This window comes from Streptomyces liliiviolaceus, from assembly GCF_018070025.1.
In the GTDB taxonomy this organism is placed as follows: domain Bacteria; phylum Actinomycetota; class Actinomycetes; order Streptomycetales; family Streptomycetaceae; genus Streptomyces; species Streptomyces liliiviolaceus.
Genome location: NZ_JAGPYQ010000001.1, coordinates 1,081,662 through 1,094,407, shown reverse-complemented (window position 1 = coordinate 1,094,407; position 12,746 = coordinate 1,081,662). Strand labels below are relative to the sequence as shown.

16 protein-coding genes are annotated in these 12,746 nt (G+C 70.3%); 11 read left to right on the top strand and 5 right to left on the bottom strand.

From position 1 onward, the window contains the following. Positions 1-35: 35 nt before the first annotated feature. Both J8N05_RS04765 and J8N05_RS04760 read right to left on the bottom strand, forming a co-directional pair. Positions 36-263: a hypothetical protein gene (locus J8N05_RS04765; protein ID WP_210881223.1), complete on the bottom strand. Its 228-nt coding sequence runs from the start codon at positions 261-263 to the stop codon at positions 36-38. A gap of 130 nt (positions 264-393) precedes the next feature. Next, positions 394-1,578 carry a S1C family serine protease gene (locus J8N05_RS04760; RefSeq protein ID WP_210881222.1) on the bottom strand — a complete coding sequence of 395 codons (1,185 nt, stop codon included), beginning with the start codon at positions 1,576-1,578 and terminating at the stop codon, positions 394-396. A 272-nt stretch (positions 1,579-1,850) separates the two neighbouring features. On the opposite strand from J8N05_RS04760, the gene J8N05_RS04755 reads away from it, so the two are divergent. Then, a complete protein-coding gene (locus J8N05_RS04755; protein WP_210881221.1) occupies positions 1,851-3,611 on the top strand; it encodes a trypsin-like serine protease in 1,761 nt (586 codons plus the stop codon). Positions 3,612-3,742: 131 nt separating this feature from the next. Here the strand turns inward: J8N05_RS04755 and J8N05_RS04750 are convergent, their stop codons facing one another. Together J8N05_RS04750 and J8N05_RS04745 are read right to left on the bottom strand one after the other, a co-directional pair. Then, positions 3,743-4,762, bottom strand: a complete 1,020-nt coding sequence (locus J8N05_RS04750; RefSeq protein WP_210881220.1) for a LacI family DNA-binding transcriptional regulator — start codon at positions 4,760-4,762, stop codon at positions 3,743-3,745. Positions 4,763-4,785: 23 nt separating this feature from the next. Next, positions 4,786-5,616: a winged helix-turn-helix transcriptional regulator gene (locus J8N05_RS04745; protein WP_210881219.1), complete on the bottom strand. Its 831-nt coding sequence runs from the start codon at positions 5,614-5,616 to the stop codon at positions 4,786-4,788. 198 nt (positions 5,617-5,814) lie between these two features. Between J8N05_RS04745 and J8N05_RS04740 the strand changes: the two genes are divergently transcribed. From J8N05_RS04740 to J8N05_RS04710, 8 genes are all read left to right on the top strand, one after another. Beyond that, positions 5,815-6,753: an alpha/beta hydrolase gene (locus tag J8N05_RS04740; protein WP_210881218.1), complete on the top strand. Its 939-nt coding sequence runs from the start codon at positions 5,815-5,817 to the stop codon at positions 6,751-6,753. Between the two features lie 57 nt (positions 6,754-6,810). Next, positions 6,811-7,065, top strand: coding sequence for a MoaD/ThiS family protein (locus J8N05_RS04735; protein ID WP_210881217.1), 255 nt, complete (start codon positions 6,811-6,813; stop codon positions 7,063-7,065). Positions 7,066-7,072: 7 nt separating this feature from the next. Next, positions 7,073-8,305, top strand: coding sequence for a hypothetical protein (locus tag J8N05_RS04730; protein ID WP_210881216.1), 1,233 nt, complete (start codon positions 7,073-7,075; stop codon positions 8,303-8,305). Between the two features lie 347 nt (positions 8,306-8,652). Next, a complete protein-coding gene (locus tag J8N05_RS04725) occupies positions 8,653-9,411 on the top strand; it encodes an LmeA family phospholipid-binding protein (protein ID WP_210881215.1) in 759 nt (252 codons plus the stop codon). A gap of 242 nt (positions 9,412-9,653) precedes the next feature. Next, positions 9,654-9,734, top strand: coding sequence for an Ms5788A family Cys-rich leader peptide (locus J8N05_RS48105; protein WP_356537092.1), 81 nt, complete (start codon positions 9,654-9,656; stop codon positions 9,732-9,734). Positions 9,735-9,902: 168 nt separating this feature from the next. Continuing rightward, the gene (locus tag J8N05_RS04720; protein WP_210881214.1) at positions 9,903-10,748 is read left to right on the top strand and encodes a sulfurtransferase; all 846 of its coding nucleotides are present in this window, start codon (positions 9,903-9,905) and stop codon (positions 10,746-10,748) included. A gap of 43 nt (positions 10,749-10,791) precedes the next feature. Beyond that, positions 10,792-11,079 (top strand): DUF1416 domain-containing protein, encoded by a 288-nt coding sequence (locus J8N05_RS04715; protein WP_055513194.1) that lies wholly within the window; start codon positions 10,792-10,794, stop codon positions 11,077-11,079. 165 nt (positions 11,080-11,244) lie between these two features. Continuing rightward, entirely contained in the window at positions 11,245-11,505 is a 261-nt protein-coding gene (locus J8N05_RS04710) for a DUF3099 domain-containing protein (protein WP_210881213.1), read from the top strand. 21 nt (positions 11,506-11,526) lie between these two features. Here J8N05_RS04710 and J8N05_RS04705 read toward each other — a convergent pair whose 3' ends face one another. Beyond that, positions 11,527-11,889, bottom strand: coding sequence for a DsrE family protein (locus tag J8N05_RS04705; RefSeq protein ID WP_210881212.1), 363 nt, complete (start codon positions 11,887-11,889; stop codon positions 11,527-11,529). On the opposite strand from J8N05_RS04705, the gene J8N05_RS04700 reads away from it, so the two are divergent. Next, entirely contained in the window at positions 11,888-12,133 is a 246-nt protein-coding gene (locus J8N05_RS04700) for a hypothetical protein (protein WP_210890600.1), read from the top strand. The two genes, J8N05_RS04705 and J8N05_RS04700, sit on opposite strands and share 2 nt — an antisense overlap. A gap of 25 nt (positions 12,134-12,158) precedes the next feature. Next, the gene (locus J8N05_RS04695) at positions 12,159-12,734 is read left to right on the top strand and encodes an FABP family protein (protein ID WP_210881211.1); all 576 of its coding nucleotides are present in this window, start codon (positions 12,159-12,161) and stop codon (positions 12,732-12,734) included. The last annotated feature ends 12 nt before the right edge of the window (positions 12,735-12,746 follow it).

The following is a 12,746-nucleotide window of genomic DNA, read 5'->3' as shown; positions in this document are numbered from 1 at the left end:
TTCCGGGCTGTTCTCGTAGAGCCGCCGGGGGCCGGTCAGCCTCGTACGGTACGGCGGGTGCGGGCCGCGGCCCCGCTGCGGCGGGCGGCGGTGCGCGGGGCCCGCGCGGTGGCCATCTCGGGTGCGCGGGGCGCCGGCGCGTGCAGTTCGTGGGCCACCGCGAGGGCCAGGGCGAGTCCGGACGGGTCGCCCCCGGTGAGGGTGTGGGGCACGGTCTTGATCTGCCCGATGTGGCTGATCTGCTTGGCCTGCTTGCTCTGCATGACGACCTCCGGGGTCTGGGGCGGGTCGGTCGGAGTGGTGCGCGGTCGTGTGCGGCGCCGAAGTGGCTGGTCGCGCGGTTCCCCGCGCCCCTGGATCGGCCGGGGCCGGGGCCGGTGGCCCGGGTGCGGCTCAGCTGTCGGAGCCGCCGGACCGCAGCGAGGCCAGGTCGGCCTTGACGGTGTTGACGGGGATGGCGAAGCCGAGGCCCACGCTGCCGGCGCTCGACGAGGACGAGGAGTCCGTGGCGGCCGAGTACATCGCGGAGTTGATGCCGATGATGTTGCCGTTCATGTCGATCAGCGCGCCGCCGGAGTTGCCCGGGTTGAGGGACGCGTCGGTCTGCAGCGCCTTGTACGTCGTCGTGGACGAGCCGGTGTCGCCGTTGAACTCCTGGCCGCCGAACTCGAACGGCCACTGACCGCTGCCACCGCTGCCGCCGCCCTGCTGTTGCTGCTGCTGGCCCTGGCTCTCGTCCGTGGAGACGGTGACGTCCCGGTCGAGCGCGGAGACGATGCCGCTGGTGACGGTGCCGGTCAGGCCCTCGGGGGAGCCGATCGCCACGACCTCGTCACCGACCTTGACGGCGTCGGAGTCGCCGAGCGTCGCGGGGGTGAGACCCGAGGGGGCGTCCTCCAGCTTGATCAGCGCGAGGTCCTTCTTGCTGTCGGTGCCGACGACGCTCGCGGTGTACGACTTGCCGTTGCTCAGCTGCACCTTGATCTGGGAGGCGCCGGAGATCACGTGGTTGTTGGTGATGATCTCGCCGCCGGTCGTGATGACCACACCGGAACCGGTGGACGAGCCCGCGTTCGAGGTCGCGCTGATCTCGACGATGCTCGGGCTGACCGCCTCGGCGACCCCGGCGACCGTGCCCTTCTTGCTGGTGGCCACGACGCTGGTGCTGCTCGCGCTGCCGGCCGCGGTGTCGTTGCCGGTCAGCTCCTGGAAGGCGTACGCGGTACCGCCGCCCACGGCCGCGGCGGCTATCGCCACGGCGGCGAGCAGGGCCAGCGGGCCCTTGGCGCGCTTGCGGGGCGCGGCGGGCGCGGCGGACACCGGCTCTGTGAGGAGCGCGGTGGGCGCGTCGCCCTGCGCGCCTCCGGCTCCGGCTGTGCCTCCGGCCACGGCCGCGGCCGGCTGGTACGCCGGCGGGGGCGGCCACTCCGGGTTCACGGGGGAGGAGGCGGGGTGTGAGGAGGAGGGGGAGGAGGCGTACGGCTGCTCGTGCGACTGCTCGTACGGCTGTCCTGAGTACGCGGACTGCTGCTGGTCGCCCTGGGGGTACTCGCCGCTGCGGCGGAAGCTCTCGGTCATGGGTATGACTCTGTCGCCCGACCATGAGAGCTCCCTGAGTGCTCCCTGAGAAGCCCGACAGAACCTCGTATGCCCGATATAAAGGCGCCGGAGCCCAGTGCTGGCGGGGAAACGGCGGGTTGCCGCACAGTGATGTGGCGGAAGCGGCGGACGAACACTTGTCGGCCTGCTGTGAAGTACGTGTGCAGGGAGGTTTGCGGGGCGCAGGCTTGGTGGGTTCACGACACATCACCGTCGTGGGCGACCACACCTCACCACCTCAGGAGCCCTGAGTGATACCTGCTCTGCGCAGCCGTTGGAAACGCCGGGCCGCGGTGTTCCCCGCGGCCGCCCTCGCGCTGGCGCTGGGTTGCGCCGGCGTCCTCGCGGCCCAGCCGGCCACCGCGGCGGACGGCCCCACCGGGCAACTGCCCGACACGAGCCTGGCGCGGCCCGCGAAGCCGGCCGCCTCCACGAAGGAACTGCGCGACCGGATCGTCGACGCCGCGAAGGCGACCGGCGAGACGCCGGACGACGCCTCGCCCGCGAAGTCCCCGTTCATCATCGGCGGCGGCGAGACCACCATCGCCAGTGCCCCGTGGATGGTCCAGCTCGGCTACTACGACCCGGTCACCGGCGACGGCTACTTCTGCGGCGGCACCCTCGTCGCCCCGAACAAGGTACTCACCGCGGCCCACTGCGTCGCGGGCCTGGACTGGGTCGGCAACGGCGCGGTCCTGGCCGGCACGACCGACCTCGACGACTACACGAACGGCACCGCCACGGGCGTGCTCCGCCAGTGGACGCACCCCCGCTACAACGCCGACACCACCCAGAACGACATCGCGGTCCTCACCCTGGACACCCCGCTGCTCGACCGGCCGACCCTGCGGCTGGCCGCGTCCGACGACAGCGCGCTCTACAAGAGCGGCACCACCGGCACCGTCTACGGCTGGGGCCTGACCTCCGGCGCCGACGACGCCACTCTCTCGACGAAGCTGAAGAAGGCGAACCTGCCGCTCGTCGCCGACGCGACCTGCAAGAGCGCGATGGCGTCCGTCCTCGACGGGGACTACTTCATCGCCGGCTCGATGGCCTGCGCGGGCACCCCCGCGAGCGGCGCCGACGAGGGCACGAACAGCCCCTGCAACGGTGACTCCGGCGGCCCGCTGGTCGTCGGCGGCAAGATCGCCGGCATCGTTTCCTGGGGCGTCGCGGGCTGCACCGCCAAGGGTGCCTACCCGGTCTTCACCAAGGTCAGCTCGTACATCTGGGCGGCCCAGCCGCGCATCGACGACGCGGACCTGTCGTACGACGGCCGCGCCGACCTGCTCGCGCGCACGCCCTCCGGCGGTCTCTTCCAGCAGAACAGCACGGGCAGCGCGCTCGCGCAGCGCGCCTACCAGGGCAACGGCTGGCAGAGCGCCACCTGGGCCCTGCAGGCCGACCTGGACCGGGACTACTACCAGGACCTGATCATCCGCGACAAGACCGACGGCAAGCTGTACCGCAGCTACATGGACCACTCCGTCGGTGACTGGGCCTGGATGCAGATCAGCTCGGTGTGGGGCGGCTACAAGTCGTACGCGATCCCCGGCGACATGACGGGCGACGCCCGCCCGGACCTGGTCGCGGTGGACGCCGACGGCTCGGTCTACCTCTACCCGGGGCGCGGCAACGGCCAGTTCTACGGCAAGGTCAAGGTCGTCAGCGGCGCCTGGAAGAACGTCAAGGTCCTCGGCCACGGCGACCTCTCCGGCGACGGCAAGCCCGACCTGCTCGTCCGCTCCACGGACGGCACGCTGTGGCTCTACCGCGGCACGGGCAAGGAGAAGACCCCCTGGGCGGCCCGCATCAAGGCCCGTACCGGCTGGAACTTCACGTCGTACGTCTCCAGCGGCGACGTGAGCGGCGACGGCATCGCGGACGTCATCACGCGTGACTCGGCGGGCAAGCTCTGGCTCTACAAGGGCACGAACAAGGCGACCACGGACCTCTTCGCAGCCCGCACCAGCCTGGGCACAGGCTTCAACCAGTACAACTTGCTGTTCTAGAGCAAGGAGAGCAGGCGCCGGTTCTTGCTACTCGGGTAAGGACCGGCGCCCTGCTTTTGCCTTCAGGGGCGCGGGGAACTGCGCGACCAGCCACGACGCACCCGCAGCCGAAAACGACCCACCCGGCGGAGCTAACACCCACAGCTGCGCCGCACGACCAACGAGGACGGGAACAACTTCAACCGCTCCCGCCGAGCCCCGGCAACCCGAAGCCCGTCATCGAGCACAAGATCAACGGCCGCCCGAGCCATCGCGGACCGATCACTCGCGATAGTGGTCAGCGGCGGATCGGTCAACGCCGCTTCCTTGATGTCGTCGAACCCCGCGACGGCCAACTCCCCCGGCACATCGATCCGCAGCTCACGAGCCGCCCGTAGCACCCCGATCGCCTGGTCGTCCGTGGAGCAGAAGATCGCCGGCGGCCGATCGGGCCCGGCCAGCAGCCGCAGCCCCACCTGATACGCGTCGTACCGGTTGTAGAGCGCCTCGAAGAGGCGACCCTCGGTCGAGCGCCCCGCCTCGTGCATCGCCCGCCGCCACCCCTCGACGTGGTCGGAGACCGGGTCACCGACGGTGGGGGTCTCCGCGACACCGCCGAGACAGGCCACATACGCGTACCCGTGCTCAAGGAGGTGCTGCGTGGCCAGATGCGCGCCACCCACGTCGTCCGTGACGACCGCGACGTCGTCGATGGCCTCGGGCCGCTCGTGCAGCAGCACCACCCGGGCATCCCACGCCTCGATCTCGGCGGCGGCCAGATCGTTCAGCGCGTGGCTGACGAGGATGAGCCCCGAGACCCGCATACCGAGAAAGGCCCGCAGATAGTGGACCTCGCGCTCGCCGACGTAGTCGGAGTTGCCGACGAGCACCATTTTCCCGCGCTCGGACGCGGCCTGTTCGACCGCATGCGCCATCTCCCCGAAGAAGGGCTGGCGCGCGTCCGGCACGATCAGGCCTATGAGATCCGTGCGCCGCGACGCCATGGCCTGGGCGACCCGGTCCGGCCGGTACCCCAGCTCCTTGATCGCGGCGAGTACACGCTCGCGCGTGGCCGGGGCAACCGGCCGGGGTCCGTTGTTGATGACATAGCTGACGACGGCGGTGGAGGTACCCGCCAGTCGCGCCACGTCATCCCGAGTCACCTTGGCCACGCGCGGAGTCTACGCGGATGGACCTACCGCTGGGCAGGTCGTACGGCTTCTTCCTGCGCCTTCGCGGGGGCCTGCGCCGGGGCCTTCGCGGCACCGGCCGCGTCGAGGTGCGCCGTCTCGTCCGCATCCTCCGGCTTTGGCTGTGCGGCCTTGGCCTTCGCCTCGTCCGCGGCCCGGTCCACCTTCTCCGGAGTAACGAATCGATAACCGACGTTCCGGACGGTACCGATCAGCGACTCGTGCTCGGGGCCGAGCTTCGCGCGCAGCCGCCGTACGTGCACGTCGACCGTCCGCGTACCGCCGAAGTAGTCGTAGCCCCAGACCTCCTGCAGCAGCTGGGCGCGGGTGAAGACGCGGCCCGGGTGCTGGGCGAGGTACTTGAGGAGCTCGAACTCCTTGAAGGTCAGGTCGAGGACCCGGCCCTTGAGCTTGGCGCTGTAGGTGGCCTCGTCCACGGAGAGGTCGCCGTTGCGGATCTCCATGGGGGAGTCGTCGTTGACGATCTGCTGGCGGCCCATGGCCAGCCGCAGCCGCGCCTCGACCTCCGCCGGACCGGCGGTGTCGAGCAGCACGTCGTCGATGCCCCAGTCGGCGGTGACGGCCGCGAGGCCGCCCTCCGTCACGACGAGGACGAGTGGACAGCCGGGCCCGGTGGACCGCAGCAGCTGACAGAGGCTGCGGACCTGCGGGAGGTCACGGCGCCCGTCGATGAGAATGACGTCGGCACCTGGGGTGTCGACGAGTGCGGGCCCCTCCGCCGGGGCCACGCGCACGTTGTGCAGCAGGAGGCCGAGGGCGGGAAGCACCTCCGTCGACGGCTGAAGGGCATTGGTGAGGAGCAGCAGAGAACTCATCGCACCCCACCTGCCTGGGTCGTCCTACGGTCACGCACGGTTCGCTCGCCCATAACGTCTGGTTCCTCCTCGGTCCCTGCGAGGACGTTTTCGGCACTGCTCAACGTCGTATACAGCGTTCGTATACAACGCTCCAGAAAGCGCAAAAGGACCCGGGGGCTTCTCTGCCCGAGTCCTCTGCCAAGGAGAATAGCCCACATGAGCCAAGGTCCGGCAGGTCATGTGACGCGATCTTTCATTCGTCCAGAACCTGAGACGGCGGGTGGATGTACGGAAAGTGCTTCGGAAGGATCTCCGCGAGGGGCGCTGAGAAAGTTTCTGCGCACCGCCGACGGGGTGACGATCGACGCCGCTTACGAGCCCGCGAGGAACACATCGGACACGTCCGGCACATCTGGCGCAACTGCCGGATCCGACGTGTCCGGGCCCGGAACAGCCCTGGTCATCGTGGTGGCGCACGGATTCACGGGCGATCTTGACCGTCCGCACGTCCGGCGGGCGGCGACGGCCCTCGCGCGGTACGCGGCCGTCGTCACCTTCTCTTTTCGCGGACACGGCGCCTCCGGCGGACGTTCCACGGTCGGCGACCGCGAGGTGCTCGATCTGGCGGCGGCGGTGGAGTGGGCGAGAGAACTCGGTCACACCCGGGTGGTCACCGTCGGCTTCTCCATGGGCGGCTCGGTGGTGCTCCGGCACGCGGCTCTGCACCCGAAGAGCGATCAGGAGCACGAGGGGCGCACGGGAGCGCATTCGGACGCGGTGGTTTCGGTCAGCGCACCCGCCCGTTGGTACTACCGGGGTACGGCCCCTATGCGGCGCCTGCACTGGCTGGTAACGCGGCCGACGGGCCGCGCGGTCGGCCGCTACGGCCTGCGAACCCGCATCCATCACCGCGAATGGGACCCCGTCCCGTCCTCCCCGGTGGAATCGGTCCCTCTCATCGCCCCCACCCCTCTCCTGATCGTCCACGGCGACCGGGACGGCTACTTCCCCCTGGACCATCCGCGGATGCTGGCCGCCGCCTCCGGCGACCACGCGGACCTGTGGCTGGAGCCGGGCATGGGCCACGCCGAGAACGCGGCGGACGACGAACTCCTGTCCCGTATCGGGGAATGGGCCGCCGCGCACGCGGGCTAGCCTGACGGGGTCCGTCACCCGTTTTCTTTCACCGCTGACCGAAGATCGAGGAACCAGATGGCACAGGGCACAGTGCGTTACTGGGCCGCCGCCAAGGCCGCGGCAGGAGTCGCCGAGGAGCCGTACGAGGCGGAGACCCTCGCGCAGGCGCTGGACGCGGCACGCGAGCGACACTCCGGCGAACTCGCCCGCGTCCTGCTGCGATGCTCGTTCCTCATCGACGGCGATCCCGTGGGTACCCGCGGACATGAGACGGTACGGCTGGCCGAGGGCGGCACGGTCGAGGTGCTCCCGCCGTTCGCAGGAGGGTGACGGGACGATGAGCGATCAGCCGTACGAAGGGCCTTACGAGGGCCCGTACCAGGGTCAGGTTCCTTATGAGGGATACGACCCGTACCAACAGCAGGCGCATCAGGCCCAGCAGCCGCCGCAGGCAGGGTGGCCCGGTCAGCAGCAGTACGACGAGGCCGCCGTGCAGCAGCAGTACACCCAGCAGTGGGAGGGCCAGACCTGGGAGACCCAGGTCCAGCCGCCGCTCAGGCCGGCCGCGCCCGCCGCTCCGGCCGCTCCGGCCGCGGACACGGCGTATCTGCCCCAGCAGGGTCCGGCGGAGGCGTCGTACGGGGCGCAGCAGCAGCCGTACGGGGCTCAGAACGGCGCCCAGTACGGGGTTGTCGGGCAGCCCATGCCGAGTCAGCAGGCTCCGGTCGGCGGGAACCCGGTGCCCACGCCCGCGCCCGCGCCCGCCGACGGCGGGACCGGCTACGGTCCGGCGACCGTCACCGGCAATGCCCGGATCACCGACGCCCAGCGCGCCCGCGCCGAGGGACGTTCGCCGATCATCGAGCCCGGCGGCCAGCCGGCCGTGCTGACGGCCGTCCTCGGACTGCTGCTCGCCGGCGCGGCGGCGGTCGGCCAGTACGCGCTGGTCGTACCGCTGGTGATCCTCCAGGCGGTGACCGCGGCGGGCTGGTTCCGCCTCAACGGGATGTGGCCCGCGCGGCAGGGCATCGCGCTCGCCTTCGCGGGTGCGCTCGCCGCTGACGCGGCCCTGCTCGTGGCCGGGCGCTCGAACGCGCCCGCCGCGATCCTCGGCACGCTCGGCGTCTGGGTCCTGCTGACCCTGGTCCTCCAGCTGCGCAGCCACGCCGGAGCCGACGAGCGGATGCTCGGCCTGATGGCCACGGTCGTCTCGGCGGCACTGGCGATCATCGCCACGGGGTATCTGGGTGCGGAGCCGGACGCGGTGGTCGTGGGCGGGGTGGCGGTCGCGGCGGCGGTGCTGGCGCGGGCGCTGCCGTTGCCGACGGCGGCGTCGGTGGTGGTGGCGTTGCTCGCGGCGGCCGGGGCGGGGATCGCCCTGGGCGGGCTGACGGATCTGGGGGCGGGTGGGGCGTTGCTCGGGGCCGGGGCGGGTGTGTGCGCGCTGGTCGGGCACCGGGTCGCCAGCTACGACTATCCGTCGAGGTTCGTGCACTTCACGGCAGGCGTGGCCCTACCGCTCGCCGCGGCGGCCCCGGCGGTGTATCTGCTGGGCCGGGCCTTGATCTGACCTTTTTTCCTCGCCCCCGCCGCCCCTACCCGTCCCGTCACTGACTCGGGGGCCAGCCCCCGAACGCCCGCTCCTCAAACGCCGGAGGGGCTGAAAGATCCGCGGACCGTCCGCGAATCTTCAGCCTGTCCGGCGTTTGAGGACGAGCGCGAAGCGCGATACGGGGGCGAGGGGCGCAGCCCCATGCGTGGACGGGAACGGGTAGGGGCGGCGGGGGCGAAAAACCCCTGGTCACGCCCACCCCCTGTCACAGGTGATCGACAACAGACCGGTCCCCGGGCCGCAAGCCACCCCACGGGGTTACCCTCGCGCACAGAAGACCGCCGAGGTGGGGGAACACGGAGACCATGCGAGCACTGCGAATACTTCTGATCGTGACCATCGTCCTGGGCGGCCTCTTCGTCATCGCCGACCGCGTAGCCGTCGGCTTCGCCGAGGACGAGGCGGCGGACCGCCTGAAGACCAACGAGGGCCTGTCCAGCACCCCGGACGTCTCGATCAAGGGCTTCCCCTTCCTCACCCAGGTCGTCGGCGGCGAACTGGACGAGGTGCAGGTCGGCATCAAGGACTACGAGGCGGACACGAGCGGCGCGACGAACGGCACGGACGCCGACGTCCCCGCCAAGATCCGCATCGACAACCTCACCGCCCAGATGCGCGGCGTCGCGTTCTCCGGCGACTACAGCTCCGCGAAGGCGGCCAGCGCCACCGGCACGGCCACGATCTCGTACGCGGAGCTCCTCAAGGCGGCCAAGGCAGAGCCCGTGGACGTGGCGACCGGCGTCACCGCCCAGGTGGTCGGCCTCTCCGACGGCGGCAACGGCAAGATCAAGGTCGAGGTGGAGGCCACCGTGCTCGGCACGAAGCTGCCCCGCCCGGTCTCCGTGCTCAGCTCGGTCAGCGTCAAGGGCGACAAGGTCGTGGTGAACGCGGACTCCCTCCCCAACCTGGGCGTCCAGCTCGCCGAGGACAAGGTCCGGCTGATCACCGACTTCCAGCAGAAGATCGACGGCCTGCCGGGCGGCATCAAGCTCGACAAGGTCGAGGCGGCCCCCAAGGGCGTCGACATCGACGTCAAGGGTTCGGACGTCAGCCTCGTCGGGTAGGAGGGCAGGACGGCCGCCGTACCCGCGCCGCGGGGAGCGCCGTCCACCGTCCGAAGGGCGAGACGGACCCGTCCGCACAGCAGATCCGGGGGCGGCGGGACACCGGCAGGGCAGGCCTCGGAGGCCCAGAGGGCGTGCGAGGGCAGGTCGCGCGCCCCTCGCATCCCACATCGCGGACGATCGCGTCTCAGCATGCGACACGCCGGTGACATGTCCGGCTTTCCGTCCCTACGATCGACGGCATGACGCAACAGGCGGACCTCACGAAGCGGCGGGCAGTGGACCTGTGCCGCGTCGCCGCCATGCTCTGTCGCACCTTCTGAGCGGAAGCGTTCGTCCTTCCGCGAGCCGGGCCGCCCTTCGACCTCTGCCGTCGGGGCCGCCCCCGCGCCGCGTACATCCGCCCGAGCGGTCCGACCCCGAGCGCGTACCGCGGCCGCACCCCTCACCGCCGCACAGCCCCGCCGTAACTGCCCCGGAGGAGAACGAGCATGAGCCGCAGTGACGTCCTGGTAGACGCCGACTGGGTCCAGGAGCACCTGGACGACCCGAACGTGGCCGTCGTCGAGGTCGACGAGGACACGTCCGCGTACGAGAAGAACCACATCAGGAACGCCATCCGGATCGACTGGACCAAGGACCTCCAGGACCCGGTCCGCCGTGACTTCGTCGACCAGGAGGGCTTCGAGAAGCTCCTGTCCGGCAAGGGCATCGCGAACGACACCCTGGTCGTCCTCTACGGCGGCAACAACAACTGGTTCGCGTCCTACGCCTACTGGTACTTCAAGCTCTACGGCCACGACAACGTGAAGCTCCTCGACGGCGGCCGCAAGAAGTGGGAGCTCGACTCCCGCGACCTCGTCGACGGCTCGCAGGTCCCCGAGCGCGCCACGACCGACTACAAGGCCAAGCCGCAGAACACCGCGATCCGCGCCTTCCGCGACGACGTGGTCTCCGCGATCGGCTCGCAGAACCTGGTCGACGTGCGCTCGCCCGACGAGTTCAGCGGCAAGCTGCTCGCGCCGGCCCACCTGCCGCAGGAGCAGTCGCAGCGTCCGGGCCACGTCCCGTCCGCCCGCAACATCCCGTGGTCGAAGAACGCCAACGACGACGGCACCTTCAAGTCGGACGACGAGCTCAAGGAGCTCTACGCCGACGAGCAGGTCGACCTCGCCAAGGACACGATCGCGTACTGCCGCATCGGTGAGCGTTCCGCGCTCACCTGGTTCGTGCTCCACGAGCTGCTCGGCGTCGAGAACGTCAAGAACTACGACGGCTCGTGGACCGAGTACGGCTCCCTGGTCGGCGTCCCGATCGAGCTCGGCGCCAACAAGTAACCCCCAAGCCCAAGCCTTAAGGCCTCAAGGACGGAAACGAAACATGTGTGGAGCGAAGGCCGGCGGCCCCGACGCCTCGACGATCAAGCCCGGTGAGACCACCATTCAGGGTCACGTGACCAAGGACGGCGAGCCGGTGGTGGGCTATGTCCGCCTGCTGGACTCGACGGGCGAGTTCACCGCCGAGGTTCCGACCTCGGCGACCGGACAGTTCCGGTTCTACGCGGCCGAGGGCACCTGGACCGTTCGCGCCCTCGTTCCGGGCGGCACGGCCGACCGCACGGTCGTCGCCCAGACGGGCGGCCTGGCGGAAGTGGCCATCGCCGTCTGAACCATGAGGACCGTCCGCACGTGGATGGTCCGTAATTGAACCGTCCGGCGGTTCGCACCGTATGAACGGCCGAAGGGCCGCACCCCCGGGGGTTGGACGCTTTCCGGTACGGGGTGTGGCCCTTCGGCTTGTCCCGGTTGTCCGGAACCGGTCTACGCTGGACGTATGTACGCGCGAAGGCGGCACGTCTACTTCGCCATGATGGGGACGTGCATCGGGCTGTTCGTCCTGGCCTGGGGAGTCGTCCGGCTCTGGTCGGTCCCCGTGGCCGTCGGCATGTGCGTCGTGGCGATGGTCATCCCGCCGCTCGCCGCGATGACGGCCAACCGGCGGGGCCCCGACGACCGCTGGTGGGACGACCCGTCGGGCGACGACAAGTCCGACGAGTGGTGGGACGAACTGGACGGCAAGAAGCGCCGACGGTAGGAACCCCGAGGGTTCGGGCTCTCAGTAGACGAGCGCCTGGGTGTCGTCCGCCAGGGCCTCCTGCACGAAGACCTGCGCGCCCGCGATCCGTACGCCGTCGATGACGTCCTTCTCGGTGATGTCCCGGCGTGCCGCGCACTGTGTGCAGAGGGTGAGACGGCCGCCGGCCACGATCGAGTCGAGCAGATCGGGCAGCGGGGCCGCGTGCGGGAGCTCGAACTCGGCGGCGCGGCCGGGCAGCGCGAACCACGCGGACTCCCCGGTGAGCCAGAGCGAGACGTCCACCCCGCTGGCCACGGCGACCGCCGCCACCGTGAAGGCCTGCGAGCAGCGTTCGGGGGCGTCGGCCCCCGCCGTCACCTTGATCACGAGCTTCTTCGCCATGAGCCGAATCGTAAGGTGCGTGCTGGGCCTGATGGGCGCGATGGGCCGACCGGCGGCCCTCGGCGAGAGCGCCGGTCCCCGCCCGTCTAGAGTGGGGACCGGCTCTGTACTGCCCACCACCGCGTCACCCGAGGAGCACCACGTGCTTGAGTACTTCTTCGAAGTCCTGCTGATCCTGGTCTGTGTCGGCGTTCTCGCCTTCACCGGGCTCGCCGTGAAGAAGCTGTACCAGGGCCAGCGCTGACCCCCATCAAGGAACTGCCGACCTCATGATCGAGATCCCGTCCGACCTGCACAAGGACCTCGTCCCCCTCGTCTTCCTGCTCGGTGAGTGGACCGGCGCGGGCGTTCACGACTTCCCCGGCGCCGAGAAGTGCAACTTCGGCCAGGAGGTCAGCTTCACCCACGACGGCCGGGACTTCCTCGAATACCACTCGCACACCTGGGTCCTCGACTCCGAGGGCAACAAGGTGCGCCCGCTGGAGTCCGAGTCGGGCTTCTGGCGCATCGACAAGGACCGCAAGGTCGAGGTCGTGATGGTCCGCGACGACGGTGTGGTGGAGATCTGGTACGGCGACCTGGCCGCCAAGCAGCCGCAGATCGACCTGGTCACGGACGCGGTGGCGCGCACGGCCGCCTCGGGCCCGTACAACGGCGGCAAGCGCCTGTACGGCTACGTGAAGAGCGACCTCATGTGGGTCGGCGAGAAGCAGACCCCCGAGGTCCCGCTCCGCCCGTACATGTCGGCGCAGCTCAAGAAGGTCGTCAGCCCCGACGACGTCGAACGCTGGGCGAAGGCCCTCCCGGACGACATGCCGGACGACGGCATCGCTTTCTTCAAGTAGTCCTAGACTTCC

What these genes read in the sequence shown, in the direction of transcription:
- J8N05_RS04765 (WP_210881223.1), bottom strand. Translation starts at nt 263, where the DNA reads ATGCAGAGCAAGCAGGCCAAGCAGATCAGCCACATCGGGCAGATCAAG.
- J8N05_RS04760 (WP_210881222.1), bottom strand. Translation starts at nt 1,578, where the DNA reads ATGACCGAGAGCTTCCGCCGCAGCGGCGAGTACCCCCAGGGCGACCAG.
- J8N05_RS04745 (WP_210881219.1), bottom strand. Translation starts at nt 5,616, where the DNA reads ATGAGTTCTCTGCTGCTCCTCACCAATGCCCTTCAGCCGTCGACGGAG.
- J8N05_RS04740 (WP_210881218.1), top strand. Translation starts at nt 5,815, where the DNA reads ATGAGCCAAGGTCCGGCAGGTCATGTGACGCGATCTTTCATTCGTCCA.
- J8N05_RS04735 (WP_210881217.1), top strand. Translation starts at nt 6,811, where the DNA reads ATGGCACAGGGCACAGTGCGTTACTGGGCCGCCGCCAAGGCCGCGGCA.
- J8N05_RS04730 (WP_210881216.1), top strand. Translation starts at nt 7,073, where the DNA reads ATGAGCGATCAGCCGTACGAAGGGCCTTACGAGGGCCCGTACCAGGGT.
- J8N05_RS04725 (WP_210881215.1), top strand. Translation starts at nt 8,653, where the DNA reads ATGCGAGCACTGCGAATACTTCTGATCGTGACCATCGTCCTGGGCGGC.
- J8N05_RS48105 (WP_356537092.1), top strand. Translation starts at nt 9,654, where the DNA reads ATGACGCAACAGGCGGACCTCACGAAGCGGCGGGCAGTGGACCTGTGC.
- J8N05_RS04720 (WP_210881214.1), top strand. Translation starts at nt 9,903, where the DNA reads ATGAGCCGCAGTGACGTCCTGGTAGACGCCGACTGGGTCCAGGAGCAC.
- J8N05_RS04715 (WP_055513194.1), top strand. Translation starts at nt 10,792, where the DNA reads ATGTGTGGAGCGAAGGCCGGCGGCCCCGACGCCTCGACGATCAAGCCC.
- J8N05_RS04710 (WP_210881213.1), top strand. Translation starts at nt 11,245, where the DNA reads ATGTACGCGCGAAGGCGGCACGTCTACTTCGCCATGATGGGGACGTGC.
- J8N05_RS04700 (WP_210890600.1), top strand. Translation starts at nt 11,888, where the DNA reads ATGAGCCGAATCGTAAGGTGCGTGCTGGGCCTGATGGGCGCGATGGGC.
- J8N05_RS04705 (WP_210881212.1), bottom strand. Translation starts at nt 11,889, where the DNA reads ATGGCGAAGAAGCTCGTGATCAAGGTGACGGCGGGGGCCGACGCCCCC.
- J8N05_RS04695 (WP_210881211.1), top strand. Translation starts at nt 12,159, where the DNA reads ATGATCGAGATCCCGTCCGACCTGCACAAGGACCTCGTCCCCCTCGTC.